Source organism: Tsuneonella rigui (assembly GCF_003958625.1).
Taxonomy (GTDB): Bacteria; Pseudomonadota; Alphaproteobacteria; order Sphingomonadales; family Sphingomonadaceae; genus Tsuneonella; species Tsuneonella rigui.
On the sequence record NZ_RSEL01000020.1, the window covers coordinates 205,995 to 232,982 of the forward strand.

The window sequence follows — 26,988 nt, forward strand, 5'->3', positions numbered from 1 at the left end:
CATGCTGGTCGATGGCTTTCAACGGCGGATCACCTACCTGCGGCTCTCGGTGACCGACCGCTGCGACTTGCGCTGCGCCTATTGCATGCCGCGCGAGATGACTTTCCTGCCGCGCCGCGAACTGCTGACGCTGGAGGAGCTGCATCGGCTCGCGCTCGCGTTCATGGCGCGGGGGGTGCGCAAGATCCGCATCACCGGCGGCGAACCGCTGGTGCGGCGCGATCTGATGGACCTTGTCCGGTCACTTGGCCGAGCGGTCGGCAGCGGCCTCGACGAATTGACGATGACGACCAACGGCACCCAACTCGCCGCGCATGCCGATGCGCTGGCTGCAGCCGGCGTGCGGCGGATCAACGTGTCGCTCGACACGCTCGACTGTGCACGATTTGCCGAGCTGACCGGCGCCGACCGCCTGCCGCAGGTGCTCGAAGGCGTAGCCGCCGCGCGCGAGGCTGGCCTCGCGGTCAAGATCAACGTCGTGGCGCTGCGCGACGGGTTGCCCGAATTGTCCGATCTGATCGCCTGGGCGCACGGCCAAGGCCATCAGGTGACCCTGATCGAGGTCATGCCGCTCGGCGAGATCGCTCAGCCGCGCACCGAGCAGTTCGTGCCGCTGTCGGAGGTTCGCCGCGAGCTGGAGCAACGTTGGACGCTGCTGCCATCGACCCATCGCACCGGCGGGCCGGCACGCTATTTCGACGTCGCGGAAACCGGTGGGCGCCTCGGCTTCATCACTCCGCTGAGCGATAACTTCTGCGCCGGCTGCAATCGGTTGCGGGTGACCGCTACCGGGCAGTTGCATCCTTGCCTGGGCGCCGCCGAAGCGATCGATCTGCGAGCGGCGCTACGATCGGACGAGCCGGACACTGCGCTGTCGCACGCGCTCGATCAGGCCATGCGTGTGAAGCCCGAGCGGCACAGCTTTGCGATTGCGCAAGGAGCTGGCCCCGCAGTCGAGCGGCACATGTCTGTCACCGGCGGCTAATTGCGTGAGCGTTCGGGTGGTGTTCCTGGGGCGATTGCGCGATCTCGCCGAGCGCGATGAGATGGCGCTCCCCGGTCCGATGGACTGGCAGGTGCTGCTCCAGGCCGTGCCATCGTCCGTCCGCGACGCGCTGCAGGATGATCGCGTCCGCGTTGCGTGCGGCGGGAACCTTGTGGCGGATAAGTCGCAACTTAATGCGGTCGACGGGGACGAGGTTGCCCTGCTGCCTCCGGTCAGCGGGGGGTGAGGCATGAGGTTGGACATCAGGCTGCTCGATGAGCCGTTCGCGCCGGACCAAGCATTTGGCGCTTTCACTGTCGCCTTTCGTGAGAGCGGGGGGATCGCGAGCTTCGTCGGTCATGTGCGGCCCGGGAATGGGGTGACTGCGCTGGAGCTCAGTCACTATGAACCGCTAACGTTGCCAGGGATGGAGGAGCTCGCCCGAGCGGCGCTGGCGCGCTGGCCGCTCGATGGTCTGCTGCTCTGGCACCGGGTCGGCGTGATGCGGCCGGGTGAGCCGATCGTGCTGGTCGCCGCGGCGGCGAAGCACCGGCGGGCGGCGATCGAGGCGGTGGACTTCGTGATGGATCACCTGAAGTCCGCGGCTTGGTTCTGGAAGCGGGAGCAGCGCAGCGGGGAGTGGCATTGGATCGAGCCACGGCCCGAAGATCATGCCGATTTGGCTCGGTGGAGTACCTAGCCGACGCGGGCGCGCAGGCGGGCGAGCGCCTCGTCTTCTTGCCGCACAAGTGATTCAACCTCGCTGCGAGTCGCGCCGATCGCCTCGCGGGCCCCGCCATCGAGTGTCGCATCGACCCACAAGGTGTCGAGATCGGCCAGCGAGACCGCGGCCCGGCTGCGCAGCGAATCGAGATCGGCCAAAGCGACCTGTGCGCTGGCCCAGCTATCGCTGCCGGTCGAGCCTGCCGCGTTGGCGAGCCTCTGGGCTACCGGGAGCGCGGCAGTGAATTCGGCGTGCCGCGCGGCGGCTTCTCCGCGCAAGGCGGCGAGGCGCTCGACCAGGTCGGCGCTGGGAGCGGGAGGTGGTGCAGGAGTCGCGTCGGGGGCGGCGGGAGTCAGCGTGCCCTCGACCCGTTCCGCCGGACGCTGGGCGAGCGAGGGATAGTCGCCCGAGCTTGCGCAGGCGGCCAGCAGGGTTACCGGGGCGATGGCGAGAAGGCGCGAGGCGGCGGTCACGGCGTCGTCCTTAGCATGGCCGGCCCAAGTGGGAAGCGGTTCGCGAAACGCGCGATCCGGGCGTTGACTTGCCCGCCCCTTTCCTTTAGCGGCGCTCATCTTTCCGGGACCCATATGGGTTTCCCGGTCTCGTCGCCTTGCCATGGGCGGCCACACACATAGTCGGAAGTGAACCTTACCATGTTCGCAGTAGTGCGCACGGGCGGCAAGCAGTACCGGGTTGCCGCCGGAGACAAGATCGCGGTCGAAAAGCTGGCGGGCGACGCCGGTTCGACCATCACGCTGGGCGACGTGCTTGTCGCCGGCGAAGGCGACAACCTGGCCGACGCGGCCAAGGTCGTCGTCTCGGCCGAGATCATCGCGCAGGCGAAGAGCGAGAAGGTCACCGTCTTCAAGAAGCGCCGCCGGCACAACTATCGCCGCAAGGCGGGCCACCGCCAGCAGATGACCCTGCTGCGCATCGTCTCGGTCGGCGATTCGAAGTCCGATAAGAAGGCTGCCCCGAAGGCCGAGGCCGCTCCGAAGACCGAAGCCGCTCCGGCCACCGAAGCTGCGCCGAAGGCCGACAAGGCCGCCAAGCCGGCTGCCGCGCCGAAGGCGACCAAGCCCAAGGCTGCGGCGCCTGCCAAGGACACCGGCACCGCCGGCGAAGGCCAGGTCGATGCGGCCCCCAAGAAGAAGGCGCCGGCCAAGAAGGCCGCTCCGAAGACCGACAGCGAATAAGAGTTAGGACGAGACAATGGCACATAAAAAAGCAGGCGGTTCGTCCCGCAACGGCCGCGACTCCGCGGGCCGTCGCCTCGGCGTCAAGAAGTTCGGCAGCCAGGAAGTGGTGCCGGGTAACATTATCGTGCGTCAGCGCGGGACCAAGTTCTACCCGGGCACCGGCGTAGGCATGGGCAAGGATCACACCCTGTTCGCCCTTACCGGCGGCCGCGTGCGATTCCACTCGGGCAAGCTCGGCCGCAAATACGTGTCGGTCGACATGATGGCCCAAGCCGCGGAATAACCGGACGGACCGATAACGGGGCCGTCCACGGGATGGCCCCCCGCCGGGACTCAAGAACCGGCACGTAGAGGGAGATGGGGCCAGCCCGAGCAATCGGGAGGCCATGTCTCCCTTGGTCGTATCTCCCTCGTGCAATCGGCGCCCTCGCAGAAGCGCCGCCATGAGACTGTCACGCGAACGCCCTAGCGGGCGAGCGCGGGGCACAAGGGAGAAACGACGTGTTCCATCGTACGACAAGGCTGTTCCTGCGGCCCGCGTGGCCCGAGGACTGGGAAGCCGTCCTGGGCGGCATCGCCGACGAAGGCGTCGTGCGCAATCTCGCACGCGCGCCGTGGCCCTATGGGCCCGACGAGGCGCGCGCGTTCGCCGCAAAGGCGCAGGATCCGTGTCGCCCGCACTTCCTCGTGGTTGAATCCGCGAGCGGCCGCGTGGTCGGGTCCGCGGGGCTCGGCGATCATCACAGCGAGGCTGAGGTCGGCTATTGGATCGCGCGTCCCTATTGGGGGCGGGGCTATGCGACCGAGGCGGCCGGCGGCGTACTCGAAGTGGCGCGGCTGCTGGGGCACCGGCGCGTCAACGCCGGGCACTTCGTCGACAATCCCGCTTCGGGGCGGGTGCTGCGCAAGCTGGGCTTCGTGCCGACGGGCGTGACGCGTCCGCGGTTGAGCTGTGCGCGGGGCGAGGAAGTCGCGGCGCACGAGTACGTGCTCGACCTGGATGCCGACGCAGCGCCGCAAATGCGCGCGGCGTGAGGTCAGGGATTTGATCCGAATACTGGCCTCGCCCCGGGAAGCGCAGCTCTCCGAAGGAGACTTGTTCCGGGGTGGTGCTTCCTTGCCGACCTCGCAAAGAGAAGCACTGGCCCGGGTCAAGCCCGGGCCGACGGAGTACATGGGGATCAAAAGTGTATTCGTCACCCCAGCGTAGGCTGGGGTCTCGTGCCCTCAGGCGCCGAGCTCGGCGGCACGAGATCCCAGCTTTGTGCTTCGCACGCCTCCGGCTTCGCTGGGATGACGGGTGTGGTCTTTCTTACGCCGGCAGCAGCGCGTCGGCGAAATCGCCCTCGTGCTTGGCGATCAGCGCGCGGTCGTCGTGGTTCCAGGGGTGGAAGCCAGGGAGGAAGAACGCCAGCCACTGCGGCGCGATGCGGCGCAGGAAGCCGGGGCGGACCAGCAGGTAGGACCAGATCTTCGCGCGCCACTTCCAGCCGGTGAGGCCGTCCTGGGCCAGCAAGTCGGCGGTATCCTGCACCCGGTTGAAGATGAAGCGCTTGCTGACAATCACCATCATCAGGCTCTTGACCTTCCACCGCTTCCACCGGCTCCAGTCCTTGGTCGCGTGGAGCCAGGTGTCGTAGGCGACGCCCTTGTGCTCGATTTCCTCGACCGAGTGCCAGCGCCAGATCTCGCCGAGATCGCCCTCTGCCCCGGCAAGATGCTCGGGGTTGGCGAGGAGCTCGTGCCCCAGCATGGCGGTGAAGTGCTCGAGCGCCATCGTCGCCGCGAGGTTGAGGTGCATCGGGCGGTTCTCGAGCAATTGCAGCAGATGTTCGATCCGGCCGTCGATGAACTTGACGTCGTAGCCGCTCGCTTCGGCGAGCTTGTTGAGCACGATGTGCTCGCGGGTGTGATTAATCTCTTGGCGGACGAACGCGCGGATCTCGCTCGTGAGCTTCGGGCTGGCGCCGTCGCGGAAGGCCTTGACCGATTCGATGAAGAACGCCTCACCGCGGGGGAAGGTCGCGGACAGCGCGTTGAACCACGCGGTGGCGACCGGGTCGCCATTGAGCCACCAGCGCTTGGGCTCCGCCCCGCGCAGGAAGCGGCGATCGCGCACGACGATGTCGAGATCGCTCGGGGTAGCGGACGGTTCGGCGAGTTCCAAAGTGGTGGGCGCGTTCACGGTGCGTCGACTCCGGTTTAACTGACAGACGTGTCAATACGCACTACTGACAAGAGTGTAAATAAGGAAACGATTGCCCTAGCGGAAGGTGCGTCCTAGTTCGGCTGACCGATGAATACCCGCAAGCGTTTGAGTCCCGAAGAGTCCCGCACCGCCGCGCTGGTCGCCGCGCGCCTGCTGCTGATCGAGACAGGGCCGCAATCGGTCACGCTCAAGGCGGTCGCTGGGCGGATCGGGCGTACGCACGCCAACTTGCTGCATCACTTCGGCTCCGCCTCGGGGTTGCAAAAGGCGCTTGCGCAGCACCTGGCGGAAACCGTCTGCGACACGATCAAGGACGCGGTGCGCGCCAGCCGGGCGGGGCTGGGCAGCCCGCGCGAAGTGGTGGACCTGACCTTCGACGCGTTCGACAAGGAGGGCGCCGGCGCGCTGGCCAGCTGGATGCTCGCGAGCGGCAATGAAGACGCGCTCGACCCGATCATCGAGACGATCCACGAGCTGGTCGACGAAATCGCTCCCGACGAAGCGGGCCATGAAGACAATCCGCGCCGCCTGCACGAGGATACGCTGACGCTGGTCCTCCTGGCGCTCGGCGATGCGCTGATGGGCCGCGCGCTCGCGCGCTCGCTCGGGCTGCCCGAGACCGCGGCGCGCGACCGCGCGGAGCAGCTGCTGGTCAGCTCGCTGCAGCGCGCGGCCGAACCGCAGCCGCTCTAGGCTCGCTTTAGAACGAGCCCGGCGATTCGCGCTGGGCGGTGCTCCCGTTCTCCGGCCGGATCAGCTCGCGCGTCGGCGCGACGGACAGGGCCTTCTGACCCGCAGACGCGGTGATCGAGGTGCACGCCCGGCCTGCTAGGAAGTCGAGCGCGGCCTTGATTTGCGCCTCGTTCGGATCGCCGAGCTGGTGCGTGATGTCGTCGGGCGCGGCGCAGGTCTTCGGGAACACACTCGCAAGGCCGCCGAAGTAATCGCCCTGGTGATTGGCGTTCTCGGTCCGGAACGCGATCACCCGAATGCGGTCGTCGCACGCGGCCTTGTCGACCGCGATCTGGCCGACTGGCTTGCCGTAGGTATTCGATCCGATCAGCGCGGTGTTGTTGCCAAGGTAGGGGATGAACGAGTTGGCGAGCAGCTCGCTCGCCGAGGCGGTCCCGTTTGAGCCGATAAAGGCGATCTTGGTCGCGGCGATCGCCTGCGGCTGCGCGGCGAACAGCTTGGTCGAATTCTCACCCGCCTTGCTGCTGCGGAAGGTGGTGTAGCTGAACACCTTGCCGACCTTGTCCGCGGCGAGCAGGTCCCCGAACAGCTCGGAGACGTTGACCAGGCCCCCGCCGTTGTAGCGCAGATCGACGATCACCTCGGTGATCCCCTGCGCCTGGAAGTTGGCGAACGCCGCGCGCAGGTCGGCGTTGGCGGGATCGATGAAGGTGCGCAGGTTGATGTAGCCGACCTTCTTGCCGCCGTCGTTGAGCACTACCGCGCCGTAGCGATTGGACACCGGATCGAGCGCGTAATCGGTCTTCTGCAGGGTGATGTCGCTCACCACGCCGCCGCGGTTGACCCTGAGCACGCGGGTGGTGCCGACGGTCGACGGGCCGAGTGCATCGACGACGGCTTGGGCGCCGCCCGATGCCATCAGGGTGGAAACATTCGTAAGGTTGCCGGCCGAGGTCCCGATGGCGAGGATCTCCGCCCCGCGGTCGATCCCAGCGGCAAGTGCCGTGGTGCCCTCGAACGTCTCGAGCACGAAGACGCGGTTCTGCGAGGTGTCGTAGCCCAGCCGGAAGCCGAAGCCGGCACTGGAGCCCGAGTTATAGAACGCGTTCTCCTCGGCGATCGAGGTGATGTAGGTGAACTGGGCATTCTTCTTCTGCTCGAAGAACTTGTGCAGCACCGCGTCGATGTAGCCCTGGACGGTGGTGTAGTTCGCCTTGTTGACCGAGCTGTCGATCAGCTCGGGGTAGAGGAACCACTCATCGAGCACCGACTTGGCGAAATCTTGCCGCGCCGACAGCGAGCAGGCCGCGGTGGTCGGGGTGGGAGTCGGACCGCCGCCGCCGCCGATCGGGGCGCCGCCACCGCCTCCGCCTCCGCCGCATGCGGCGAGCGAGAGTGCGAGCACGAAACTGAGCGAAGTGCGACCGATGCTCATGACCAAATCCCTCATTACCGGCGCCACTCTCGGGCGCGGTGGTGAATGAGACTCGGCCCCAGCCGCCGCTCTCACTGCCGTTTTGGACCTCAGGAGCGGCTTGCGAAACAGTTTTTACCCGTAAAACCGCGTCATGGCTGTCGAAAACTTGTCCTCAGGGGCTTCTTGCCCTCGCAGTGCCCCTTCCGAGCGCCTAGTACTCCAAATGGCAGAGGGCGTCTCGCCATCCCCGTCGCCGATCGCAGGCAGGGGTGGACTGGCGAACCTGTTCGACTAGCTTATTTCGCATAGCCAAGCAGGAAAGGATCTAAATCATGGCTGGCAAGAACAACGCGCTGCAGAAGCCCGTCAATCTTACCCCCGATCTCGAAGCGGTTTGCGGCAAGGGCCCGATGACCCGCGCGCAGGTGACTTCGAAGGTGTGGGACTACATCAAGAAGAACGGCCTGCAGGACACCAAGGACAAGCGGATGATCAATCCCGATGCCTCGCTCGGCAAGGTGACCGGCAACGATCAGATCTCGATGTTCAAGATGACCGGTGCCGTCTCCAAGCACATGAGCTGAGACCTACGGTAAACGTTTGGCGCGGGCGAAGGGCCAGTTGGTCGCTTCGCCCGCCCATAGCGCGGCCCAGATGATCAGCGGCTGCGCCAGCAATCTCGGAATGTGATAGGCCAGGCCCCAGCCGTGATCGGGGCGCGCCAGGTCGAGCGCCATGTGATGGAAGTTCGCCGGCCACACGCACAGCGCGTAGAGCGCCAGCCCGATCCCCGCCGCTTGCCGCAACTTGCGCGACCACGGTTGCGCCAAGCCCGCCGCTCCCAGCAGTTCGGCCACTCCGGTCAGCGCGACCACTGCGCCTGGCGAGGGCACCCACGGCGGCATGATCTTCAGAAACGAGGCCGGCGCGGCGAGGTGGAAATACCCCGCCACGCCGTAGAACATCGCCAGCAGCCAGCGCGCGGCGGCGCGCTTCATTGGCTATGTGTCACGGACCTTCGGTCCACGCCTTATTGTCCTTCAGCGCCACTTCGCCTTCGTCCTCGCCGTCCCAATAGTGGATGCGGGTCGCGTTCACCTCGATCATCGTCAGCCCGGGCGTGTCGGTCCCTTTCGGGAACCATCGGTCGAGCGACTTGTCCCAATGCTCCTGAAACCGCGCCTTGTCGCGGATGATCGACGCCCTGCCCTCGACGTGGATGAACTGCCCCGGCGCGCCGAGAATGCCTTTGAGGCCCGCACTGCCGAGATAGGTCATCGCGACATTGGGATCGCGCTCGATATCGGCCACCATCTGGCGGTCCTGATAGGTGAAGAACCACGAATCGCCGTCGTAATCGACCTCGCGGTTGTTGCTCATCGGCCGCGCGCCGATCGTGCCGTTCGGGGCGTGGGTAGCGAGGGTGCAGAAGTCGATCTGCTTCATGTCTTCGGAAATGTCGGACAGCGTCTTGGTCATCGGGTTCTCTCTCCTTGTCGGCTATCAAATGTTGGATCGACAGGGAGTTCCGGGGCGATATGGATTGCGCATGATACGCACCGGCATCGGCGGCTGGACCTACCCCGACTGGCGCGGCGGGATGTTCTATCCCAAGGGCCTGCGGCAAGCCGACGAGCAGGCGTATGCCACCCGCGCAGTCGGCATGATCGAGATCAACGCCACCTTCTATAAGCTGCAGAAGCCCGAGAGCTTCGCCGCCTGGCGCGAGGTCGCGCCGCCCGGCTTCGTCTACAGCCTCAAGGGCTCGCGCTTCATCACCAATCGCAAGGTGCTTGCGACTGCCGGCGAGGCGCTGCCCAAGTTCCTCAATCAGGGCGTCGTCGAACTGGGCGACAAGCTGGGGCCGGTCGTGTGGCAGCTCGCCGCGACCAAGCGGTTCGAGGCGGACGATCTCGCGCAGTTCCTCGCCATGCTGCCCCGCAAGCACGAAGGGGTGGCGCTGCGCCACGCGATCGAAGTCGGGCACGAAAGCTTCGCCTGCGCCGAGTTCGTCGACCTCGCGCGCAAGGCGGGGGTCGCGATCGTATTCTCGGAAGCGGACAACCGCGTCTCGATCGCCGATCGCACAGCTGACTTCGCGTACTTGCGGATGCAGAACATGCACAGCAACTGCCCAACCGGTTACGCGCCTGACGAACTCGATCGCATCGCACGGCTATGCCGCGCGTGGGCAGCGGGTGAGGCGTCAGCGGAGTTGCCTTACGCTGGCGATCGCGCCGATAGTGCGGGCCGAAGCGGCGATGTATTCGCCCTGCTGATCAACGGCGCCAAGGAGCGCGCACCGGCGGCCGCCATGGCGCTCGCCGAACGACTGGGAGAGACGAAGTGAATCTGACTCCGATCGCGCTTGCCGCGCTGCTGCTCGCCGGAACCGCGCATGCCGCGCCGACGCCGGAGCAGGTGGCGGCCGCCGCGCTCAAGGCCGCGCCGGTGTGGGACGGGCACAACGACGTGCCTGAGCAGCTGCGCGAACGCTATCGCAACGTAATCGCCGAGCTGAACTTCGCCGACACCACCGGCACCGCCGATCCCGCAACCAAGAAGGGCCCGATGCACACCGACCTCGCCCGGCTCGCCAAGGGCCGCGTCGGCGCGCAGTTCTGGTCGGTCTATGTCGATGCCGGCCTGACCGAGCAGCAGGCGGTGCAGGCCACGCTGGAGCAGATCGATGTGATGAAGCGCATCCTCGCGCGCCATCCCGACCGGCTGGAATTCGTCACCACCGCGGCGGGCGCCGAGAAGGCGATGAAGGCTGGCCGGGTCGCCTCGCTGATCGGGATGGAGGGCGGGCACTCGATCGGCTCGAGCCTCGGCGTGCTGCGCCAGATGTATGCGCTCGGAGCGCGCTACATGACGATCACGCACTCGAAGAACACCCCGTGGGCCGACAGCGCGACCGACGCGCCGGCGCACGACGGCCTGACCGATTTCGGCCGCGACGTGGTGCGCGAGATGAACCGCATCGGCATGCTGGTCGATCTCAGCCACGTCAGCGAAGCGACGATGGTGGATGTGCTCGACGTGGCAAAGGCGCCGGTCATCTTCAGTCACTCGGGCGCGCGCGCAGTTGATGGACACGCCCGCAACGTGCCCGACAGCGTGCTGGCGCGGCTGAAGGATAACGGCGGGATCGTGATGGCGGTCGGCTTTCCGACCTTTCTCAGTGAGAAGCGCCGGCAGTGGGATGCCCAGCGCACCGCCGAGCAGGCGCGGTTGAAGGCGCTGTGGCCGGGCGATCCCGCGGCGACGGCCGCGGCGCTCGCGCGATGGGATTCCGCCAACCCCGAGATAAAGGCGACGGTCAGCGATTGGGCCGATCACATCGACCATATCCGGCAGGTCGCCGGGATCGACCACATCGGTCTTGGCGGCGATTACGACGGAATGGAGACGGGCCCGGTGGGCGCGGAGGATGTGACCGGCTACCCGGTGTTGTTCGCCGAGCTTGCGCGGCGCGGTTACAGCCAGGCCGATCTGGAGAAGATCGCCAACCGGAACATCGACCGCGTGCTGCATGCGGCGGAGGCTTATGCCGCCGCGCATCGCGGCGATCCGCCGATCGAGAATCCGACCGCGTTCTAATGGATCGCCATCCCAGCCTACGCTGGGACGACGGGTTATTGGGCGTCGGGCTTCGGATCGCCCGCGGGCGCGTCGCCGGGGGTGGCTTGCGCGGCCGTGGTGGACGTCGAGGCGCTTGTGCTATCATCGCCAAGCGCCGGGGTAATCGGCTGGCCGCGGTCCGCCTCCGCGGCCTCCTCGGCGGCGATTTCACGGCTGACGTTTTCGTGCCGCACCTCGGCGGGTTGCGTGAAAGCGCCGGTCACCCAGATCACGGTCAGGAGGCCGATTGCCAGGATCAGGCCGATGATCAGCACCCAGCGGACCACGCCTTCCTTCGATCCTGCGCTCGCTTCGGTGGTGCTGGTGTGAACTTCGTCGCCCCTCTGGTCCATGATCTGGCTCCCTTGTTCTGGTTGGCCCTTCTACGGTTTTCGGCGCGGTTCGGTTCCTAGTCGCGCAATAGCTCGTTGATCCCGGTCTTGGCCCGCGTCTGCGCGTCGACCGTCTTGACGATGACCGCGCAGTAGAGGCTCGGTCCCATGCTTCCGTCGGGCAGAGGCTTGCCGGGGAGTGCGCCCGGAACGACCACCGCGTAAGGCGGCACGCTGCCGATGTGCACTTCGCCAGTCGCGCGGTCGACGATCTTGGTCGAGGCGCCGAGATAGACCCCCATCGAGAGCACCGCGCCTTCCCCCACGCGGACGCCTTCAGCCACTTCGGCCCGCGCGCCGATGAACGCGCCGTCACCAATAATCACCGGATCGGCCTGCAACGGCTCGAGCACGCCGCCGATCCCCGCTCCACCCGAGATGTGCACCCCGGTGCCGATCTGCGCGCAGCTGCCGACGGTGGCCCAGGTATCGACCATCGTGTTCTCGCCGACGTGAGCGCCGATGTTGACGAAGCTCGGCATCAGCACCGCGCCGCGGCCGATATGCGCGCCGCGCCGCACCACCGCGCCCGGCACCACGCGGAAGCCGGCATCGCGAAAGCGGTTCTCGCCCCAGCCGGCGAACTTCGAAGGTACCTTGTCGAACGCCGGCGCGCCCGCGCTGCCGCCGTCGATCACCACGTTGTCGTTGAGCCGGAAGCTCAGCAGCACCGCCTTCTTGAGCCACTGGTTGACTTGCCAACCGCCCGACCCGTCGGGCTCGGCGACCCGGGCCTGGCCAGCATCGAGCAGCTCAAGCGCGGCCTCGACCGGCTCGCGAACCGCTGCGCTGGCTGGCGTGATGTTGGCGCGATCCTCCCAGGCCTGGTCGATGGCGGCGGCGAGATCGGCGGACATAGGGTGCTCCATGCGGGTGTGGGCCGGCGCTACCGTTGCCGCCGCCGCCGGGCAAGCCGCGAACGGCTTTGCTGCCGGAAAGCGAAACGACGCGTTCAGCGCCGCTTTATTGTCAATCCGGCAGGGAAGAGCGCATAATTCGGGACGCACGCATTATGGACACTCGCTCGCTCCGCTCACGGCGGTTCCACATCGGCTGCGCGATCAGCGCGCTCGCCATGCTCGCCGGTTGCGGCGGAGGCGGGGGCAGCGCGCCACCGATTTCCAGCACGCCCGCGCCGGTGCCGACACCAACGCCTACTCCTGTGCCGACGCCCACGCCGTCGCCGACCCCGACACCCACTCCGTTATCGACCTTCGACACCGCGGAGTTTCGCCGGTCGGACGGACCCGGATTCCACAACGCGACCGCGGCGTGGACCAGGGGCGTGACCGGCAAGGGCGCGAAGATCGCAATCGTCGATACCGGCATCGATACCGACAGTCCGGAGTTCGCCGGCCGGATCGATCCCGCCAGCGCCGACGTCGCCGGGAACGGCACGGTCGAGGACGTCGGCGGGCACGGTACCCAGGTTGCCCTGATCGCCGCGGCGGCCCGCAACAACACCGGCATCGTGGGCATCGCCTATGACGCGACGATCGCGATGTTCCGTGCCGATACGCCCGGCACTTGCGCCGATACCAGCGCGGATTCGGACGGTTGCTCGTTCGACGACCGCGACATCGCGACCGGCATCAACCGTGCGGTTTCGGCGGGTGCCACGGTAGTCAACCTCAGCCTGGGCGGCGACGCGCCGAGCACCGCGCTGATCAACGCCGTGCGCAACGCGAGCGCGAAGGGCGTTGTGGTTGTGGTATCGGCCGGCAACGACGGCGACGGCAGCGATCCCAAGATCGATCCTAATCAGCCTAACCCCTTCGCTGCCGGCGTGCGCAACGCAGGCGGGAGCAACGTGATCATCGCGGGCTCGGTCGATGAAAACAGCCAGTTCTCGGGCTTCAGCAACAAGGCCGGATCGCAGGCGCAGTGGTTCCTGTCCGCGCTGGGCGAGCGGGTGTGCTGCGAGTACGAGAACGGCGCGCTCAAGATCGAAACCACGCCGGATGGGCAGTTCGTCACCCTGATTTCGGGCACCAGCTTCTCGGCGCCGCAGATCGCCGGCGCGGTGGCCTTGCTCAAGCAGGCGTTCCCCAACCTCACCGGACCGCAGATGGTCGAGCTGCTGCTGACCAGCGCGCGCGATGCCGGCGCGGCAGGAACCGACTCGACTTATGGCCGCGGTATCCTCGACATCGCCAAGGCGTTCCAGCCGAGCGGGACGACCACGCTTGCCGGCAGCACGACGTCGGTAGCGCTCGGCGACAGCAGCGGGGTGTCGTCAGGGCCGATGGGTGATGCCTTTACCTCTGCGCCGCTCGGGACGGTGGTGCTGGATGGCTACAAGCGCGCCTACAGCTACGATTTCGCGCGTGGGCTGCAACGCGCGAGCGTGCGGCCAAAGCTGCTCGGCGCAGTCGATTCCGGGGCGCGGACGGTGGGCGGCGACGGGCCGGTGATGGCCATGTCGTTCACCTTGGCGGATGGCGCGCACGGTCAGTCGAACTGGATCGCGCCGCTGCGCTTGTCGGCCGAAGATGCGCAGGCGGCCAAGGTGCTGGCGGGGCGGGTGGCGATAAAGATCGCGCCCGACCAGCAGATCGGCTTCGCGTTCAAGGAGGGTGCCGACGGCCTCGTGGCGCAGCTCCAAGGCCAGGATCGCCCGGCATTCCTGATCGCGGGGGATGCGCGCGGCGACAACGGCTTTGCCCAGAGCGGAGAATTGTCGGTCGCCTATCGCCGCCAACTCGGCCCGTGGGGCCTGACCGCGAGCAGCGAGCAGGGCAAGGCCTGGCTCGGCAGCCTGCGGGTGCAGGATGGCCAGCTCGACCGCAACCGCGAGGCGCGCGGGCTGAACAGCTTCTCGCTGACCGCCGACCGCCGGTTCGGCCCGGTCGACACCGCGCTGGGCGTGACCTGGCTGGGTGAGCAGCGCACCGTACTCGGCGCTTACTTCAACGACACCTTCGGCGGCGGCGGGGCGAACACGATGTTCCTCGACGCCAATGCGGCGTGGCACATGGGCGATGGCTGGCGGCTGGGCGGAGCGTTCCGCCAGGGCTGGACCCGCGCGGACCGGTCGGGCGTGATCGGCGCGGGATCGAACTTCGTCAGCCGCGGCTGGTCGGCCGATGTCAGCAAGCAGGGCGTGCTCGGCCGTTCGGACAGCCTGGGCCTGCGCGTGTCGCAGCCGCTGCGGGTCGAGGGCGGCGGGCTCAACCTGACGCTACCGACGAGCTACGATTACAACACTCTGCTGCCGACCTATGGCACCAGCCTGCTGTCGCTGACGCCCCAAGGGCGCGAGATCGACAGCGAACTCGCCTGGCACGGCAACCTGTGGGGCGGCGATGCTTCGGCGAGCGTGTTCTACCGCACCGACCCGGGGCACATCGACAGCCTGCCCGACGACAAGGGCGTGGCGGTGAAGTGGGCGAAGCGCTTCTAGCTTAGGATGCGCCCGCCTTCTTCGCGAACTCCCACGCCTTGTCGGCGAGCGGCGCGACGCGGTCGGACTGTGCCTTCGCGTGGGCGGAGCTGGCGGTGCCGTCGATCACCCGCTTCTTGATGCCCTGCAGGATGCCCGCGAGGCGGAAGAAATTGTAGGCGAAGAACCAGTTCATGTCGGGCACCTGGTCGCGCCCGGTCGCCGCGCAATAGCGATCGACGACCTCCTCGAGCTCGGGGATGCCGAGCGCCTTGCGGTCGAGGTCCATCACGCCTGAGCGGCCGCCGTTCTCGGTGACGTACATCATGCACAGGTAAGTGAAGTCCGACATCGGGTCGCCGAGGGTCGAGAGCTCCCAGTCGAGCACCGCGATCACTTCGGGCCGGTCATGCGCGAAGATCATGTTGTCGATGCGGTAATCGCCGTGGACCACGCTGGTGCGGGTCTGCTTAGGCAGGGTTGCCGGCAGGTACTCGATGAGCTTTTCCATCGACGGCAAGGTCTCGGTTTCCGACAGGCGATACTGCTTGGTCCAGCGGTCGACCTGACGACCGAAGTAGTTGCCGGGCTTCCCGAAATCGCCGAGGCCCGCGGCCTCGATGTCGGTGTTGTGGAGCTTGGCGAGGGTATCGACCATCGCATCGTACACCGCGCGCCGTTCCTCGGGCCGTGCACCCGGCATGGCGCCGTCCCAGATCGTGCGGCCATCGACCATGTCCATGACGTAGAACCACGATCCGACTACGCTGTCGTCCGTGCACAGCCCGAACTGCCGCGCGACGGGGAAGCCAGTCTTGTAGAGACCCGACTGGACCTTGAACTCGCGGTCGACCGCGTGCGCGCTGGGGAGTAGCGGACCAAACGGCTTGCGGCGTAGAACGTAGTTCTTGTTCGGGGTCGTCAGCTTGTAGGTGGGATTCGACTGCCCGCCCTTGAACTTGCCTTGACTGAGTGGCCCTTGGAACCCCTCGACGTTGGCCTCCATCCACTCGGTCAAACGACCTTCGTCGAGGTGATCGGCTTCGCTCGGCTCGACCGTGCCGGTGAAGGCGGCGGTCGCGTCCTTGATCTCGGGCGATGGGGTACTCATTCACAAACCTCCGCTCATCCTGAGCCTGTCGAAGGATGCTGGCGCCGCGCGCGGGCTTCGACAAGCTCAGCCCGAGCGGAAAAGGGTTATTGGTCGAACACGATCACGCTGCGGGCGCTGTCGGCCTGCTTCATCTTCTCGAAGCCCTCGTTCACCGCGGCCAGCGGGATACGCTCGGCGATGATGGTGTCGAGGTCGAGCAGTCCGCGCATGTAGAAGTCGACCAGGCGCGGCAGGTCGACCGGGAAGCGGTTGTTGCCCATGATCGCGCCCTGCAGCTTCTTGCCGCTCAGGAGGTCCAGCGCACCGAGGCCGACCTTGCAATCCAATGGCATCATGCCGAGGATCGTCGCGGTCCCTCCGCGGCGCAGGACCTTGCAGGCAAGCTCCGCCGAAGCCGGCCGCCCCACAGCCTCGATCGCATGATCGACGCCGCCCCTGGAAATCTCGATCACCTGCTGCGCCGCATCCTCCGCCAACGCATCGACCGCGTCGGTGGCGCCGAGCGCCTTGGCGAGTTCGCGCTTGGCGGGGATCGGGTCGCAGGCGATGATCCGTCCCGCGCCGGCGATCTTGGCGGCGTTGATCGCAGCGAGACCTACACCGCCGCAGCCGATCACCGCCACCGTCTCGCCCGGGACCAATTTGCACGCATTGAACACCGCGCCAGCGCCGGTGGTTACCGCGCAGCCAATCACCGCGGCACGGTCCAAAGGCATCTCCGGATCGATCCGCACGCAGGCATGCTCGTGGATCAGCATCTGCTCGGCGAAGGCCGAGAGGTTGAGCATCTGGTTGACCATCGAACCGTCAGGCCGGGTGATGCGCGGCGCGTCGCCCTGCGCCCGGCGGGTCTCCGCGCCGAGGCACAGCGCCATCCGGCCGGTGACGCAGAACTCGCAGTGCCCGCAGAACGCGCTGAGGCAGGAGACGACGTGATCGCCCGGCTTAACCGTGCGCACCTCGCTGCCGACCGCCTCGACCACGCCCGCCGCTTCGTGCCCCGGCACGGCGGGGAGGGCGTGCGGATAGCTGCCCTCGATGAAGTGCAGGTCGGAATGGCACAGCCCGCACGCGGCGGTGCGGATCAGCACCTCGTGCGGGCCGGGCTTGGCGATCGACAGCTCCTCAATCGCGAGCGGCTGCTTGGGCTGGACGAGTACGGCGGCTTTCATTCGAATTTCACTCCAAATCGATCGTCGCGCAGCATCCTTCGGCAGGCTCAGGATGAGCGGGGTAGTTTAGTACCAATTCCCGCTCAGCCTGAGCTTGTCGAAGGCCACGCGGACACCTGTCGGCCTACCGGGTCGCCGCCATGTCGCCCGAGCTGAAATCGCGCGGGGTGCCCGGATCGTTGCCGACGTTGGGCGCGTGGCGGGCGAATTCGATGCGGGCGATGGCGCGCGCGTGGACCTCGTCCGGACCATCCGCCAGTCGCAGCGTGCGCTGGTGGGCATAGGCGTTGGCGAGGCCGAAATCGTCGCTCACGCCGCCGGCGCCGTGCGCCTGGATCGCGTCGTCGATGATGCGCAGCGCCATGTTGGGCGCCTGCACTTTGATCATGGCGATTTCCTGCGCTGCGGCCTTGTTGCCGACCTTGTCCATCATGTCCGCCGCCTTGAGGCAGAGCAGGCGAGTCATGTCGATGTCGATGCGGGCGCGGGCCACCCGTTCTTCCCACACCGAGTGCTGGTAGATCGGCTTGCCGAACGCCTCGCGGGTCTGCAGCCGCAGACACATCTTGGCGAGCGCTTCCTCGGCGACGCCGATCGTGCGCATACAGTGGTGGATGCGGCCCGGCCCGAGGCGGCCTTGCGCGATCTCGAACCCGCGGCCTTCGCCGAGGATCATGTTCGAGACCGGCACGCGCACGTCCTTGAGCACGATCTCCATATGGCCGTGGGGGCTATCGTCATAGCCGAACACCGGCAGGAAGCGCTTGATGTTCACGCCCTCGGCGTCGAGCGGGACGATGATCTGCGACTGCTGCTGGTGGCGCTTGGCCTCGAAATCGGTCTTGCCCATGCAGATCGCGACCTTGCAGCGCGGATCGCCCGCGCCGCTTGACCACCACTTGGTGCCGTTGATCACATACTCGTCGCCGTCGCGCACGATGCGGCACTCGATGTTGGTCGCGTCGGACGAGGCGACCGCCGGTTCGGTCATCAGGAAGGCGCTGCGGATTTCGCCCTCCATCAGCGGCTTGAGCCATTGGTCCTTCTGCTCGCGCGTGCCGTAGCGGTGGAACACCTCCATGTTGCCGGTGTCGGGGGCAGAGCAATTGAACACCTCGCTCGACCAGCCGACGCGGCCCATTTCCTCGGCGCACAGGGCGTATTCGAGATTGGTCAGGCCCGGGCCGTCGAACTCGAACGTATCATCGAGGTGCGGGCGGCCACTCTGTGGCGGCATGAACAGGTTCCAGATGCCCTGCGCCTTTGCGCGGGCCTTTTCCTCCTCGAGAACCGGGTTCACGCCCCAGCGGTCCTTCTCGTGCGCGGCGCGGTATTCGTCGGTGCGCGGGCGGACATGGCTGTCGATGAAATGGCGGACACGATCGCGCCAGTGGCGCTGCCGTTCGGTGGGTTCGAAGTCCATGTCGCTTGTTCCTCTCGCTATCCGTTTCAATTCGAGACCGTGGCAGAGCGCGCGCGCGCCGCCAAGGCGTTTTAAGGGTGTTGGCCGGTCGCCTCCGGATCGGCCTTGGCGGCCTCGGCCAGCAGGGTCAGCCGCGCTTCGTGCTGCTCACGGGTGATCGGGAACCTGCGGACGATCAGCACCAGCAGGATCGCGAACACGAAGACGCACGCCGCGTACGACATCGCCAGCGTATCGACGACCTGTTCGGACACCTGGCCGGGCTTGGCCCCATTGGGCATGCCCGACAGGCTGAGCAGGAACCCGGTCACAAATATGCCGAGCCCGGTCGAGCACTTGGCGGCGAAGAACGCTCCCGCGGCAAACGTGCCTTCCGACCGCCGGCCGGTCTGTTCCTGCGAGGCTTCGACCACATCAGCCACCATCGATGACAGGCAGATCGTGGTGATGACGCTGAACAGGTTCGAGAAGAAGGTCGCGGCGAACATCCCCAGGATCGCCGGCGTGGTGCCGTCGGGCCACCACAGGTCGAAATGGCGCAGCGTAAGTGGAGTGATCCAGAACACCATGCCGAGCAGCGCGGTGACGATCGCCGCGTCGCGCTTGCCAAAGCGAGCCTGGAAGGGGCCGACCGCGAGGAAGCTGCCGATGACGCTGACGAACAGCATCAGCGGGTAGGCCTGGAGCGCCCACGGGGGGAACTTCCACACGAACAGGTAGAGGTAGTTCGAGATCGAGAAAGTGATCCCTTGGCTGGTGATAGCAGCGGCGAAGCTGAACATCAGGACCACGAACGCCGGATGGCTGAGGCATTCGCGAATTTCCCCGAACGCGCCGCGGATGCCGGCGCGTGCGGGAGCCTTGAGCTCCGGGCGGTGCGCCACCCATTTGTGCTGGCCGCGGGCGGAGATGAGCACTGTCGCGACCATCAGGATCGCGCCGGCGATGCCGTAGCTCTGGTAGCCCTCGCGTGAGAGCATCGCGTTGGGCAGGAACACGCCGTACGCCAGCAGCAGCATCAGCAGCCCGCCGCCCCAGGCGTTGAGGTAGCGCAGGCGGGTAAGGCGGGTGCGCTCGTCGTAATCGTGCGTGATTTCCGCCACGAGGGCGGCGGACGGAACCTCGCAGAACGCGACCGATGCGCGCACCGCGATGGCGGATATCAGCAACACCGGGAAGCTGGCCGCGCCGACGGGTGACCACAGCAGGATCCAGAACCCCCCGAGGAACAACGGCGCGACGTAGAGATAAGGCAGGCGCCGGCCCCAGCGGGTGTTGGTGCGGTCGCTGATATGACCGACGACCGGGTCGATCAGCCCGTCGAACACCAGCGCGATCAGCAGCGCAAGGCTAACCAGCCGCGCGTCCATCCCCAGCACCTGGTTGTAGAACAACAGCAGGAAGGTCGAAAAACCGTTGTCCTTGATGCCGTAGGCGACGCTGCCGAGCCCGTTGGCCGCCGCCAGCCGCGTGGGCACGCGGCCCTGCACGGGCGTCATCGTCGCCGCTTCGGCAGCGCTCATGCAGGCGTTCCGCTGGCTTGCGCTTCCATCGCCGAGAGCGCTTCGAGCATGCCGGGCGTTTCGGGGTCCCAGCTGCCGCGCTGGCCGATCGTCAGTCCGCCGTCGACCAGGATCGAGGTGCCGGTTATGAAGCTCGCCGCCTCGCTGGCGAGGAAGGCGCAGGCCTCCGCAATGTCGCGCGGCTGGCCGCCCCGCTTCACCGGCTGGGCGTTGGCGCTCATCTGCGCGATCATCGCCTTGGCGATGTGTTTGGTGTCGTCGGGCACCTCGAGCGCGGTGGTGAAGATGTTGGTGTTGATGAAGCCCGGCAGGATCGCGTTCACCCGGATGCCGAACTGCGCGAGATCGGCCGCCGCGACCTTGGTCAGGTGGAGCACGCCGCACTTCGCCACCGCATAGGCGGTCGGCGAGTAGCCCGAGGCGGTCGCCGCCACGCTAGCGGTGTTGACGATCGCCGCGCCGGGACGGTTCTGCATATGCGGCACGGCATAGCGGATGCCGAAGGCGACCGAGCGGAGGAGCAAGTCCATCGTCCGGTCCCACGCGTCGGGCTCGATCTCGTGGATCTTCTCCCGCGCGCCGCCTGCGCCGGCGTTGTTGAACACCACGTCGATCGCGCCGGTCTCGCTGCCGGCGCGGTCCATTAGCGCCTTGATCGACTCGGTGGAGCAGACATCGCAGCGCTGGAAACGGATGTCGCCGACGCCTTCGCCGGCCAGCGCGGAGCCGCCCGTTTCGTCGATATCGGCGGCGTAAACCACAGCGCCTTCACGCGCGAACAGGCGCGCCGTTTCCGCGCCGATACCCGATGCCGCGCCGGTGACGACGACGGTCTTGCCTGAGAATCGCATGGTCTCTCCCGACCCATTTTGTTGTGACGGTAGGGTAGGCAGATGGGCCGCGCCGTCAACGGTTCTTGGCCTGCCGTTACGGCAAGCTAGTAGAATGGGTATGGTCCAAATCGGTCCTTGCCCAACAAGCCGAGTCGGCTTTACGTGTGCGTCAACGAGAGGAGACTTCTGATGGCCGATCTGGACGCCTTCCGCGCCGAAACCCGCGCGTGGCTCGAAGCCAACTGCCCGCCCGAAATGCGCCAACCCGTCCGCGACGAGGATGACGTATACTGGGGCGGCCGCAACGCGACCTTCAAGAACGACGCGCAGAAGGCGTGGTTCGAAGCGTGCCGCGACAAGGGTTTCACCGTCCCGGCGTGGCCGAAGGAGTATGGCGGTGCCGGCCTTTCGCCGGCCGAGGCCAAGGTGTTGCGCGAGGAAATGGCGCGCATCGGCGCCCGCCCGCCGCTGTCGAGCTTCGGCATCTGGATGCTCGGGCCCGCGCTGCTGCAATTCGGCACCGAAGGGCAGAAGAAGCACTTCCTCAATCAGATCGCCCGGGGCGAAATTCGCTGGTGCCAGGGCTATTCGGAGCCGGGCTCGGGCTCGGACCTCGTCAGCTTGCAGACCTTCGGCGAGGACAAGGGCGACCACTGGGTGGTCAACGGCTCGAAGATCTGGACCTCCTACGCCGACAAGGCCGACTGGATCTTCTGCCTCGTCCGTACCGACAAGACGAACAAGTACCAGGGCATCACCTTCATGCTCTACGACATGGCCAGCCCCGGCGTGTCGACCAAGCCCATCCTCCTCATCAGCGGCAACAGCCCGTTCTGCGAGACCTTCTTCGACGACGTGAAAGTGCCCAAGTCATACGGCGAGGACATCCCCGGCTACGTCGGCGAGATCAACCGCGGGTGGGACGTCGCCAAGTACCTGCTCGGCCACGAACGCGAAATGATCTCGGGCGCCGACAGCTCCGAGCGCGGAGCCGGCATCGGCGCCTCGCTCACCCGCCAGGCGGGCGGCGAGCTCGATCCGATCCTGCGCGCCGAGCTGGCGATGTTCGACGTCGATGCGCTGGCGTTCAGCGCGATGGGCGAGAAGTTCCTCGACGAGGTCAAAGTCGGCAAGGCGCACCCCGCTTACTCGAACATGATGAAGTATGCCGGGACCGAGCTCAACAAGCGCCGGCACGAGCTGGTGATGTCGGCGGGCGGCTCGACCGCGCTTGAGTGGGACAGCGAGGAAACCCGCGGCGGCGCCGCGCCTCGTGCCTGGCTGCGGACCAAGGCCAACTCGATCGAGGGCGGCACCAGCGAAGTCATGCTCGGCGTTGTCGCCAAGCGCATTCTCGAACTCCCGGGGGCCTGATCCGATGCCGCTGTATCATGATGACGACCAGGCGATGCTCGCCGAAACCGCCCAGCAGTTCATGGGCGACGAAGGCGCGATCGGGAAGCAGCTGCGCCACTGGCGCGACCGCGAATGCAAGGACGGGTTCGGCCACGACCTGTGGAAGCAGATGGCCGAGATGGGCTTCACGGGCATCATCGTCCCGGAAGCCGACGGCGGGCTCGGCATGGGTCATGTCGAGGCGGGCATCGTGCTCGAGGAAATCGGCCGCAACCTGACCCCGTCGCCGTTCCTGACAAGCTCGGTCATGGCCGCCACCGCGCTCGCCGCGGCGAATGAGGACGCGCGCGGTCGCTGGCTGCCGGGCCTCGTGTCGGGCGACAGTGTGTTCGCCGTCGCGATCGACGAGGGACCGAAGCACCGCCCCGAACGGATCGCGACCAAGGCCGAGCGCTCGGGCAACGGCTTCAAGCTCTCCGGTAAGAAGGACTTCGTGGTCCAGGGCGCGAGCGCGGATATGATCGTGGTCGCGGCGCGCACCTCGGGCGCGGACGATGACGAGCAGGGCGTGACGCTGTTCGCGGTGCCCAAGGATGCTGCGGGCCTCGGCCACAACTCGGTGCGGCTGGTCGACAGCTCGATGGCGAGCCACCTGACCCTCGATGGGGTCGAGCTCGACGGCGATGCGGTGATCGGCGAGGTGGACGGCGGGCGCGAGGTCCTCAATCGCGTGCTCGATGCCGGGCGCGTCGGCGCGGCGGCCGAGGCGGTCGGCGTCGCGCGCGGGTCGATGGACATGACCATCGATTACCTCAAGCAGCGCAAGCAATTCGGCAAGCTGATCGGCGAGTTCCAGGCACTCCAGCACCGCGCCGCGCACCTCTACTCGGAGGTCGAGATTGCTCGCGCGGTGGTGATCAAGGCGCAGCAGCTGCTCGATGCGGGCGCGGAGAACGCTTCGCTGATGGCCTCGGTCGCCAAGGCCAAGGTCGGCAAGGCGGCTGGCCTCGCGGTCAAGGAAGGCGTGCAGATGCACGGCGGCATCGGCATGACCGACGAATACGACATCGGCCTCTACATGAAGCGCGACCGCGCGCTCGCCGAGTTCATGGGCGACGTCTACTACCACGCCGACCGCGTCGCGCGGATGAGCGGCTACTGAGCGGGAGAGAAGCATGACCCTCGAAGAGATGTTCGGCCTCAAGGGCCGCGTGGCGGTGGTGACCGGCGGCAGCCGCGGCATCGGCAGGATGATCGTCGAGGGCTTCCTCGCTGCAGGGATCGAGCGGGTCTACATCACCGCGCGCAAGGGCGGCGAGCTGCACGAGGCGGCGAGCGAGCTGGGCGACAAGGTCATCCCGATCCAGGGCGATATCTCGACCATGGAAGGAATCGAGGAACTCGTCCGAGCGCTCACCGCCAAGGAAGCGAAGCTCGACATTCTGGTCAACAACGCGGGCGCTGCTTGGGGCAACGACTTCGAAGAATTCCCCGAGGCCGGGTGGGACAAGGTCATGGACCTCAACGTCAAGACCCCGTTCTTCCTGACGCAGAAGCTCCACGGCCTGCTCAAGGCGGCCGCGAGCCTGCAGCAGCCGGCCAAGGTGATCAACATCACCTCGGTCGACGGACAGCGGATCAATCCGTGGGAGACCTACAGCTACCAGGCCTCGAAGGCGGCGCTAATCCACCTGACCCGCCGCATGGCCGCGCGGCTGGTCAAGGATCACATCTATGTGACCTCGCTGGCGCCGGGCGCCTTCCCGTCGAACATGAACAAGGTTGCGCGCGACCAGGCGGAGGCGAGCGGGCAGGGCATCCCCAACAAGCGCGTTGGCGACAAGTGGGACATGGGCGGCACCGCGGTGTATCTCGCCAGCCGCGCGGGCGACTACACCGTGGGCGAGACGGTGACGATCGACGGCGGCATCGTCAACGCACACCTGCCGACGCACTTCGCCGACCCCGCCGGGGGGCGCTGAGATGAGCCGCTCGGTCCGCGAGGTCGCGAGCGGCATCCACTTCGGCGAAGGGCCACGCTGGCATGAGAGCCGGCTGTGGTTCTCCGACTTCTACGGCTTTCGCGTCTATTCGGTGAGCGAGGCGGGCGGCGATCTGCGGGTCGAGCTTCAGCTCCCCGACGGCGAGCATCCCTCCGGCCTCGGCTGGATGCCCGACGGGTCGCTGCTGGTGGTCAAGATGCATGCGCAGCAGGTCTGGCGCCGCTGGCCCGACGGACGCTTCGACCTGCACGCCGATCTCTCGGGCATCGCGGACTACTGGTGCAACGACATGGTCGTCGATGCGCAAGGCCGCGCCTACGTCGGCAACTTCGGCTTCGATCTCGACGCCGCGATGGCCGCGCGAGGGCCGGAAGGCGTGCTGGCGGACCATCCCAAGACGCGGATCGCGTTGGTCAATTCCGACGGACGGGTTGAGGCCGCCGCGGGCGACGAACGGTTCGGCTTTCCGAATGGATCGGTCATCACGCCCGACGGCAAGACCTTCATCGTCGGCGAGACCTTCGGCCGCAAGCTGACCGCGCTCGACATCGCCGAGGATGGAACCCTGAGCAACCGCCGCACCTGGGCCGAGACTGCGCCGGCGGTGCCCGACGGCATCGCGCTCGACGCGGAAGGTGCGGTGTGGATCGCCAACCCGCTCGCCCCCGAATGCCGTCGCATCGCGGAAGGCGGAGAAGTGCTGGAGATCGTCGAGACCGGCGGGCTCAGCTGCTACGCCTGCATGCTCGGCGGCGCGGATGGGCGCACGCTGTTCATGATGGTAGCTCCGGGTCTGGGAGCGGCCGCTGCGCGCGAACCGAAAGGCAAGGTACTGGCCGCGAGCGTCGACGTAGCGCGCGCCGGCTTACCGTAGATTTGCCGCCAAAGCGGCGGCGGGCGCCCGAGGCTCTCCGCCCCAGGCACCCGCGCTTTGCTGCTTAGCAGTTGCCCGGACGGCCGTCCGCGCAGTCGCCGACCGACTTCACGTCGTCGGCAGCGCCGTGGAGGGTGTTGCAGGCAGAGACGAGCAGACCGCTCGACAGGGCGAGGACAACAAGGAGCTTCTTCATGGCGGTTCCCTTTTCCTTCCGCAGCACACTTTGTGCTCGCGGCCTGACAGTCGAAAAGCGCCTAGCGCCCGCCGGTTCCCCGATTGGTGCTGCGAAGCGACGCTTGCCCGGCGCCGTGCGACGAATTGATCTGGATTAGCTGAGCGTTGCTCAGCCCATCATCCCGCGCACGAAGTCGATCAATCCGGTCTGGCGGCGGCGCTTCATGCGTTCGGCGTGGAGGATCTCCCGCACCTTGGCGAAGCAGGTATCCACCTCGTCATTGATGACCACGTAGTCGTAGGCATCCCAGTGGCTGATCTCGGCGCGGGCGCGGTCCATGCGGGCGTCGATCACTTCCGCACTGTCTTGCGCGCGCGCCTCCAGCCGGCGGCGGAGCTCGTCGATGCTCGGCGGCAGGATGAACACCGCGACCACGTCCTGCTTGTCCTTCTGGATCAGCTGCTGGGTGCCCTGCCAGTCGATATCGAACAGGCAGTCCTGCCCTTCCTTCAGCCCGCTGCGGATATGCCCCTTGGGGGTGCCATAGCGGTGGCCGAACACGTGCGCCCACTCGTAGAAATCGTCCTCGGCAACCATGCGGTCGAATTCGGCATCGTCGACGAAGTGATAGTGCACGGCATCGATCTCGCCCGGCCGCGGAGGGCGCGTAGTGACCGAAACTGAGAGCTTAAGATCCGCGTCGGCCTCGAGGAGCATGCGCGAGATGGTGGTCTTGCCTGCGCCCGAGGGCGACGACAGCACGAACATAAGGCCACGGCGCTTGAGCGTATTGGCAAGGGCTTGTTCGCTGGCCATGCGCGCACCTGCGCCAGGCAGGCTTAACAAATCAACCCGCAAACGCGGATCAATCCTCCGCCATTTTCTTGAGAGACTTGTCGCCGGACCGCTTGGCGTCGCGCTTGCTGCGCCCGCGATCGTAGAGCGTCTTCACCACCAGCCCCCCGCCGATGATCACCGCGCCTGGCAGCGATCGCGTTGCGTACCGCGCCAGCAGTCCGCTCACCAAAGTCTGCGCGAGCGAGCGGTTCTCGACGATCGCCTTCGCGCCTGATCCGCCGTAGCGGCCACGCAGCAGGCCCTTTTCGAACGTATGCCGCATCAGTCGACCACCCGCGCGCATCGCGATGTCCTGGATGATCAGGTTGGTGGCAGGATTGGTGCTCGGGCCGATGACCGTGTCGCTCTCGCCGGTGACCGAGGAGATCGCCTTGGCGCCATTGTCGCTGACCTTGCCCGAGGCTTCGGGCTTCTTGGTGATCTTCGATTTCTTCGGCCGCAGCGTCATCGCCATCCCCTGATCGCCGGCGGGGAGGGCCGCCGCGTTATTTCTTGCGGCCGAAATCGACCGTGACGACGTTCGATCCGTCGTCGCTCTCGATAACGGTGGGTCCGCCGCCCTGTTCCGATCCGTCGTTCTCTGCCTCGTCGTGCGTCTCGGGCATCATGTCGGCGACGGTGGCCTGGAACTGGAGGCCGAAATCAACTGCCGGATCGACGAATGCGGTGATCGCGCCGAACGGAATTTCGAGCTTCGCGGGAATCTGGTTGAAGGTCAGGCCGACGGTGAACCCTTCGTCGTCGACGTTGAGATCCCAGAACTTGTTCTGCAACACGATTGTCATCTCGTCCGGGAAGCGTTCGCGCAGGTGCGGCGGGATCGAGACGCCGGGGGCGCCGGTCTTGAAGGTGATGTAGAAGTGGTGGTTGCCGGGCAGGTTGCCGCCCGTCGCCTGCACTTCGCCCAGCACGCGGCCGACCACGGCGCGCAGGGCCTCCTGCACGATCTCGTCGTAGGGGATCAGGCTTTCGGGCGTTTCGTCGCTCATCGCCCGCGTGGTGGCGGGGCCGCGCGCGCCGGTCAAGCCG

General features: G+C 66.8%; 32 protein-coding genes. 15 read left to right on the forward strand and 17 right to left on the reverse strand.

Annotated features, from left to right (window positions below):
- Position 1 precedes the first annotated feature (1 nt).
- The 3 genes from moaA to ELY12_RS09415 are packed head-to-tail and all read left to right on the forward strand — an operon-like array spanning position 2 to position 1,685.
- Complete coding sequence (moaA, locus tag ELY12_RS09405; RefSeq protein WP_126176430.1) at positions 2-985, forward strand: GTP 3',8-cyclase MoaA; 984 nt, start codon at positions 2-4, stop codon at positions 983-985.
- 4 nt (positions 986-989) lie between these two features.
- Positions 990-1,232 carry a MoaD/ThiS family protein gene (locus tag ELY12_RS09410; protein ID WP_126176431.1) on the forward strand — a complete coding sequence of 81 codons (243 nt, stop codon included), beginning with the start codon at positions 990-992 and terminating at the stop codon, positions 1,230-1,232.
- Between the two features lie 3 nt (positions 1,233-1,235).
- Entirely contained in the window at positions 1,236-1,685 is a 450-nt protein-coding gene (locus tag ELY12_RS09415; RefSeq protein WP_126176432.1) for a molybdenum cofactor biosynthesis protein MoaE, read from the forward strand.
- On the opposite strand, the gene ELY12_RS09420 is transcribed toward ELY12_RS09415, so the two are convergent.
- Entirely contained in the window at positions 1,682-2,182 is a 501-nt protein-coding gene (locus ELY12_RS09420) for a hypothetical protein (protein WP_126176433.1), read from the reverse strand. The two genes, ELY12_RS09415 and ELY12_RS09420, sit on opposite strands and share 4 nt — an antisense overlap.
- Positions 2,183-2,362: 180 nt before the next feature.
- On the opposite strand from ELY12_RS09420, the gene rplU reads away from it, so the two are divergent.
- From rplU to ELY12_RS09435, 3 genes are all read left to right on the forward strand, one after another.
- Positions 2,363-2,905 carry a 50S ribosomal protein L21 gene (gene rplU, locus ELY12_RS09425; protein WP_126176434.1) on the forward strand — a complete coding sequence of 181 codons (543 nt, stop codon included), beginning with the start codon at positions 2,363-2,365 and terminating at the stop codon, positions 2,903-2,905.
- A 16-nt stretch (positions 2,906-2,921) separates the two neighbouring features.
- Positions 2,922-3,191 (forward strand): 50S ribosomal protein L27, encoded by a 270-nt coding sequence (gene rpmA, locus ELY12_RS09430; RefSeq protein ID WP_126176435.1) that lies wholly within the window; start codon positions 2,922-2,924, stop codon positions 3,189-3,191.
- Between the two features lie 218 nt (positions 3,192-3,409).
- Positions 3,410-3,943 (forward strand): GNAT family N-acetyltransferase, encoded by a 534-nt coding sequence (locus ELY12_RS09435; protein ID WP_126176436.1) that lies wholly within the window; start codon positions 3,410-3,412, stop codon positions 3,941-3,943.
- 277 nt (positions 3,944-4,220) lie between these two features.
- Here the strand turns inward: ELY12_RS09435 and ELY12_RS09440 are convergent, their stop codons facing one another.
- Positions 4,221-5,093 (reverse strand): metal-dependent hydrolase, encoded by an 873-nt coding sequence (locus ELY12_RS09440; protein WP_126176437.1) that lies wholly within the window; start codon positions 5,091-5,093, stop codon positions 4,221-4,223.
- Between the two features lie 111 nt (positions 5,094-5,204).
- Here ELY12_RS09440 and ELY12_RS09445 point away from each other — a divergent pair, with 111 nt between their 5' ends.
- On the forward strand, positions 5,205-5,810 hold the full coding sequence (locus ELY12_RS09445) for a TetR family transcriptional regulator (protein WP_126176438.1): 606 nt from the start codon (positions 5,205-5,207) through the stop codon (positions 5,808-5,810).
- A gap of 7 nt (positions 5,811-5,817) precedes the next feature.
- Here ELY12_RS09445 and ELY12_RS09450 read toward each other — a convergent pair whose 3' ends face one another.
- Positions 5,818-7,245 (reverse strand): S41 family peptidase, encoded by a 1,428-nt coding sequence (locus ELY12_RS09450; protein ID WP_126176439.1) that lies wholly within the window; start codon positions 7,243-7,245, stop codon positions 5,818-5,820.
- 314 nt (positions 7,246-7,559) lie between these two features.
- Between ELY12_RS09450 and ELY12_RS09455 the strand changes: the two genes are divergently transcribed.
- Positions 7,560-7,811, forward strand: coding sequence for an SWIB/MDM2 domain-containing protein (locus ELY12_RS09455; RefSeq protein ID WP_126176440.1), 252 nt, complete (start codon positions 7,560-7,562; stop codon positions 7,809-7,811).
- A 3-nt stretch (positions 7,812-7,814) separates the two neighbouring features.
- Here the strand turns inward: ELY12_RS09455 and ELY12_RS09460 are convergent, their stop codons facing one another.
- Both ELY12_RS09460 and ELY12_RS09465 read right to left on the reverse strand, forming a co-directional pair.
- Positions 7,815-8,225 (reverse strand): DoxX family protein, encoded by a 411-nt coding sequence (locus ELY12_RS09460; protein ID WP_126176441.1) that lies wholly within the window; start codon positions 8,223-8,225, stop codon positions 7,815-7,817.
- Positions 8,226-8,235: 10 nt separating this feature from the next.
- Positions 8,236-8,706 carry a pyridoxamine 5'-phosphate oxidase family protein gene (locus tag ELY12_RS09465; protein ID WP_126176442.1) on the reverse strand — a complete coding sequence of 157 codons (471 nt, stop codon included), beginning with the start codon at positions 8,704-8,706 and terminating at the stop codon, positions 8,236-8,238.
- Between the two features lie 70 nt (positions 8,707-8,776).
- Between ELY12_RS09465 and ELY12_RS09470 the strand changes: the two genes are divergently transcribed.
- Both ELY12_RS09470 and ELY12_RS09475 read left to right on the forward strand, forming a co-directional pair.
- Positions 8,777-9,577 carry a DUF72 domain-containing protein gene (locus ELY12_RS09470; protein ID WP_126176443.1) on the forward strand — a complete coding sequence of 267 codons (801 nt, stop codon included), beginning with the start codon at positions 8,777-8,779 and terminating at the stop codon, positions 9,575-9,577.
- Positions 9,574-10,830, forward strand: coding sequence for a dipeptidase (locus tag ELY12_RS09475; protein ID WP_241229805.1), 1,257 nt, complete (start codon positions 9,574-9,576; stop codon positions 10,828-10,830). The genes ELY12_RS09470 and ELY12_RS09475 overlap by 4 nt, the downstream gene beginning before the upstream one ends.
- A gap of 35 nt (positions 10,831-10,865) precedes the next feature.
- Here the strand turns inward: ELY12_RS09475 and ELY12_RS09480 are convergent, their stop codons facing one another.
- From ELY12_RS09480 to ELY12_RS14520, 3 genes are all read right to left on the reverse strand, one after another.
- Positions 10,866-11,204 (reverse strand): hypothetical protein, encoded by a 339-nt coding sequence (locus tag ELY12_RS09480; protein WP_126176444.1) that lies wholly within the window; start codon positions 11,202-11,204, stop codon positions 10,866-10,868.
- A 56-nt stretch (positions 11,205-11,260) separates the two neighbouring features.
- Complete coding sequence (dapD, locus tag ELY12_RS09485; RefSeq protein ID WP_126176445.1) at positions 11,261-12,100, reverse strand: 2,3,4,5-tetrahydropyridine-2,6-dicarboxylate N-succinyltransferase; 840 nt, start codon at positions 12,098-12,100, stop codon at positions 11,261-11,263.
- Positions 12,101-12,212: 112 nt separating this feature from the next.
- Entirely contained in the window at positions 12,213-12,539 is a 327-nt protein-coding gene (locus tag ELY12_RS14520; RefSeq protein WP_241229806.1) for a hypothetical protein, read from the reverse strand.
- On the opposite strand from ELY12_RS14520, the gene ELY12_RS09495 reads away from it, so the two are divergent.
- Positions 12,529-14,646, forward strand: a complete 2,118-nt coding sequence (locus tag ELY12_RS09495; protein ID WP_241229807.1) for a S8 family peptidase — start codon at positions 12,529-12,531, stop codon at positions 14,644-14,646. The two genes, ELY12_RS14520 and ELY12_RS09495, sit on opposite strands and share 11 nt — an antisense overlap.
- 1 nt (position 14,647) lies before the next feature.
- Here ELY12_RS09495 and ELY12_RS09500 read toward each other — a convergent pair whose 3' ends face one another.
- From ELY12_RS09500 to ELY12_RS09520, 5 genes are all read right to left on the reverse strand, one after another.
- Positions 14,648-15,736 (reverse strand): phosphotransferase family protein, encoded by a 1,089-nt coding sequence (locus ELY12_RS09500; protein ID WP_126176448.1) that lies wholly within the window; start codon positions 15,734-15,736, stop codon positions 14,648-14,650.
- A gap of 86 nt (positions 15,737-15,822) precedes the next feature.
- Entirely contained in the window at positions 15,823-16,911 is a 1,089-nt protein-coding gene (locus ELY12_RS09505) for a Zn-dependent alcohol dehydrogenase (protein WP_126176449.1), read from the reverse strand.
- Positions 16,912-17,035: 124 nt separating this feature from the next.
- Positions 17,036-18,334 carry an acyl-CoA dehydrogenase family protein gene (locus ELY12_RS09510; RefSeq protein WP_126176450.1) on the reverse strand — a complete coding sequence of 433 codons (1,299 nt, stop codon included), beginning with the start codon at positions 18,332-18,334 and terminating at the stop codon, positions 17,036-17,038.
- Between the two features lie 71 nt (positions 18,335-18,405).
- Positions 18,406-19,857, reverse strand: coding sequence for an MFS transporter (locus tag ELY12_RS09515; RefSeq protein WP_126176451.1), 1,452 nt, complete (start codon positions 19,855-19,857; stop codon positions 18,406-18,408).
- Positions 19,854-20,708, reverse strand: a complete 855-nt coding sequence (locus ELY12_RS09520; protein WP_126176452.1) for an SDR family NAD(P)-dependent oxidoreductase — start codon at positions 20,706-20,708, stop codon at positions 19,854-19,856. Before ELY12_RS09520 ends, ELY12_RS09515 begins: the two co-directional genes overlap by 4 nt.
- 171 nt (positions 20,709-20,879) lie before the next feature.
- Between ELY12_RS09520 and ELY12_RS09525 the strand changes: the two genes are divergently transcribed.
- The 4 genes from ELY12_RS09525 to ELY12_RS09540 are packed head-to-tail and all read left to right on the forward strand — an operon-like array spanning position 20,880 to position 24,923.
- Positions 20,880-22,064 carry an acyl-CoA dehydrogenase family protein gene (locus ELY12_RS09525; RefSeq protein ID WP_126176453.1) on the forward strand — a complete coding sequence of 395 codons (1,185 nt, stop codon included), beginning with the start codon at positions 20,880-20,882 and terminating at the stop codon, positions 22,062-22,064.
- A gap of 4 nt (positions 22,065-22,068) precedes the next feature.
- Positions 22,069-23,208, forward strand: a complete 1,140-nt coding sequence (locus tag ELY12_RS09530; protein WP_126176454.1) for an acyl-CoA dehydrogenase family protein — start codon at positions 22,069-22,071, stop codon at positions 23,206-23,208.
- A gap of 13 nt (positions 23,209-23,221) precedes the next feature.
- Positions 23,222-24,028 (forward strand): SDR family NAD(P)-dependent oxidoreductase, encoded by an 807-nt coding sequence (locus ELY12_RS09535; RefSeq protein WP_126176455.1) that lies wholly within the window; start codon positions 23,222-23,224, stop codon positions 24,026-24,028.
- Position 24,029: 1 nt separating this feature from the next.
- Entirely contained in the window at positions 24,030-24,923 is an 894-nt protein-coding gene (locus tag ELY12_RS09540; protein ID WP_126176456.1) for an SMP-30/gluconolactonase/LRE family protein, read from the forward strand.
- A gap of 64 nt (positions 24,924-24,987) precedes the next feature.
- Here ELY12_RS09540 and ELY12_RS09545 read toward each other — a convergent pair whose 3' ends face one another.
- The 4 genes from ELY12_RS09545 to ELY12_RS09560 all read right to left on the reverse strand — a co-directional run bounded on the left by ELY12_RS09545 (position 24,988) and on the right by ELY12_RS09560 (position 26,948).
- Positions 24,988-25,119, reverse strand: coding sequence for a YqhG/Tai3 family protein (locus tag ELY12_RS09545; RefSeq protein ID WP_126176457.1), 132 nt, complete (start codon positions 25,117-25,119; stop codon positions 24,988-24,990).
- 150 nt (positions 25,120-25,269) lie between these two features.
- Positions 25,270-25,917 (reverse strand): guanylate kinase, encoded by a 648-nt coding sequence (gmk, locus tag ELY12_RS09550; protein WP_126176458.1) that lies wholly within the window; start codon positions 25,915-25,917, stop codon positions 25,270-25,272.
- Positions 25,918-25,966: 49 nt separating this feature from the next.
- Entirely contained in the window at positions 25,967-26,407 is a 441-nt protein-coding gene (locus tag ELY12_RS09555; RefSeq protein ID WP_241229808.1) for a hypothetical protein, read from the reverse strand.
- A 37-nt stretch (positions 26,408-26,444) separates the two neighbouring features.
- Complete coding sequence (locus ELY12_RS09560) at positions 26,445-26,948, reverse strand: SspB family protein (protein WP_126176459.1); 504 nt, start codon at positions 26,946-26,948, stop codon at positions 26,445-26,447.
- Positions 26,949-26,988 lie beyond the last annotated feature (40 nt).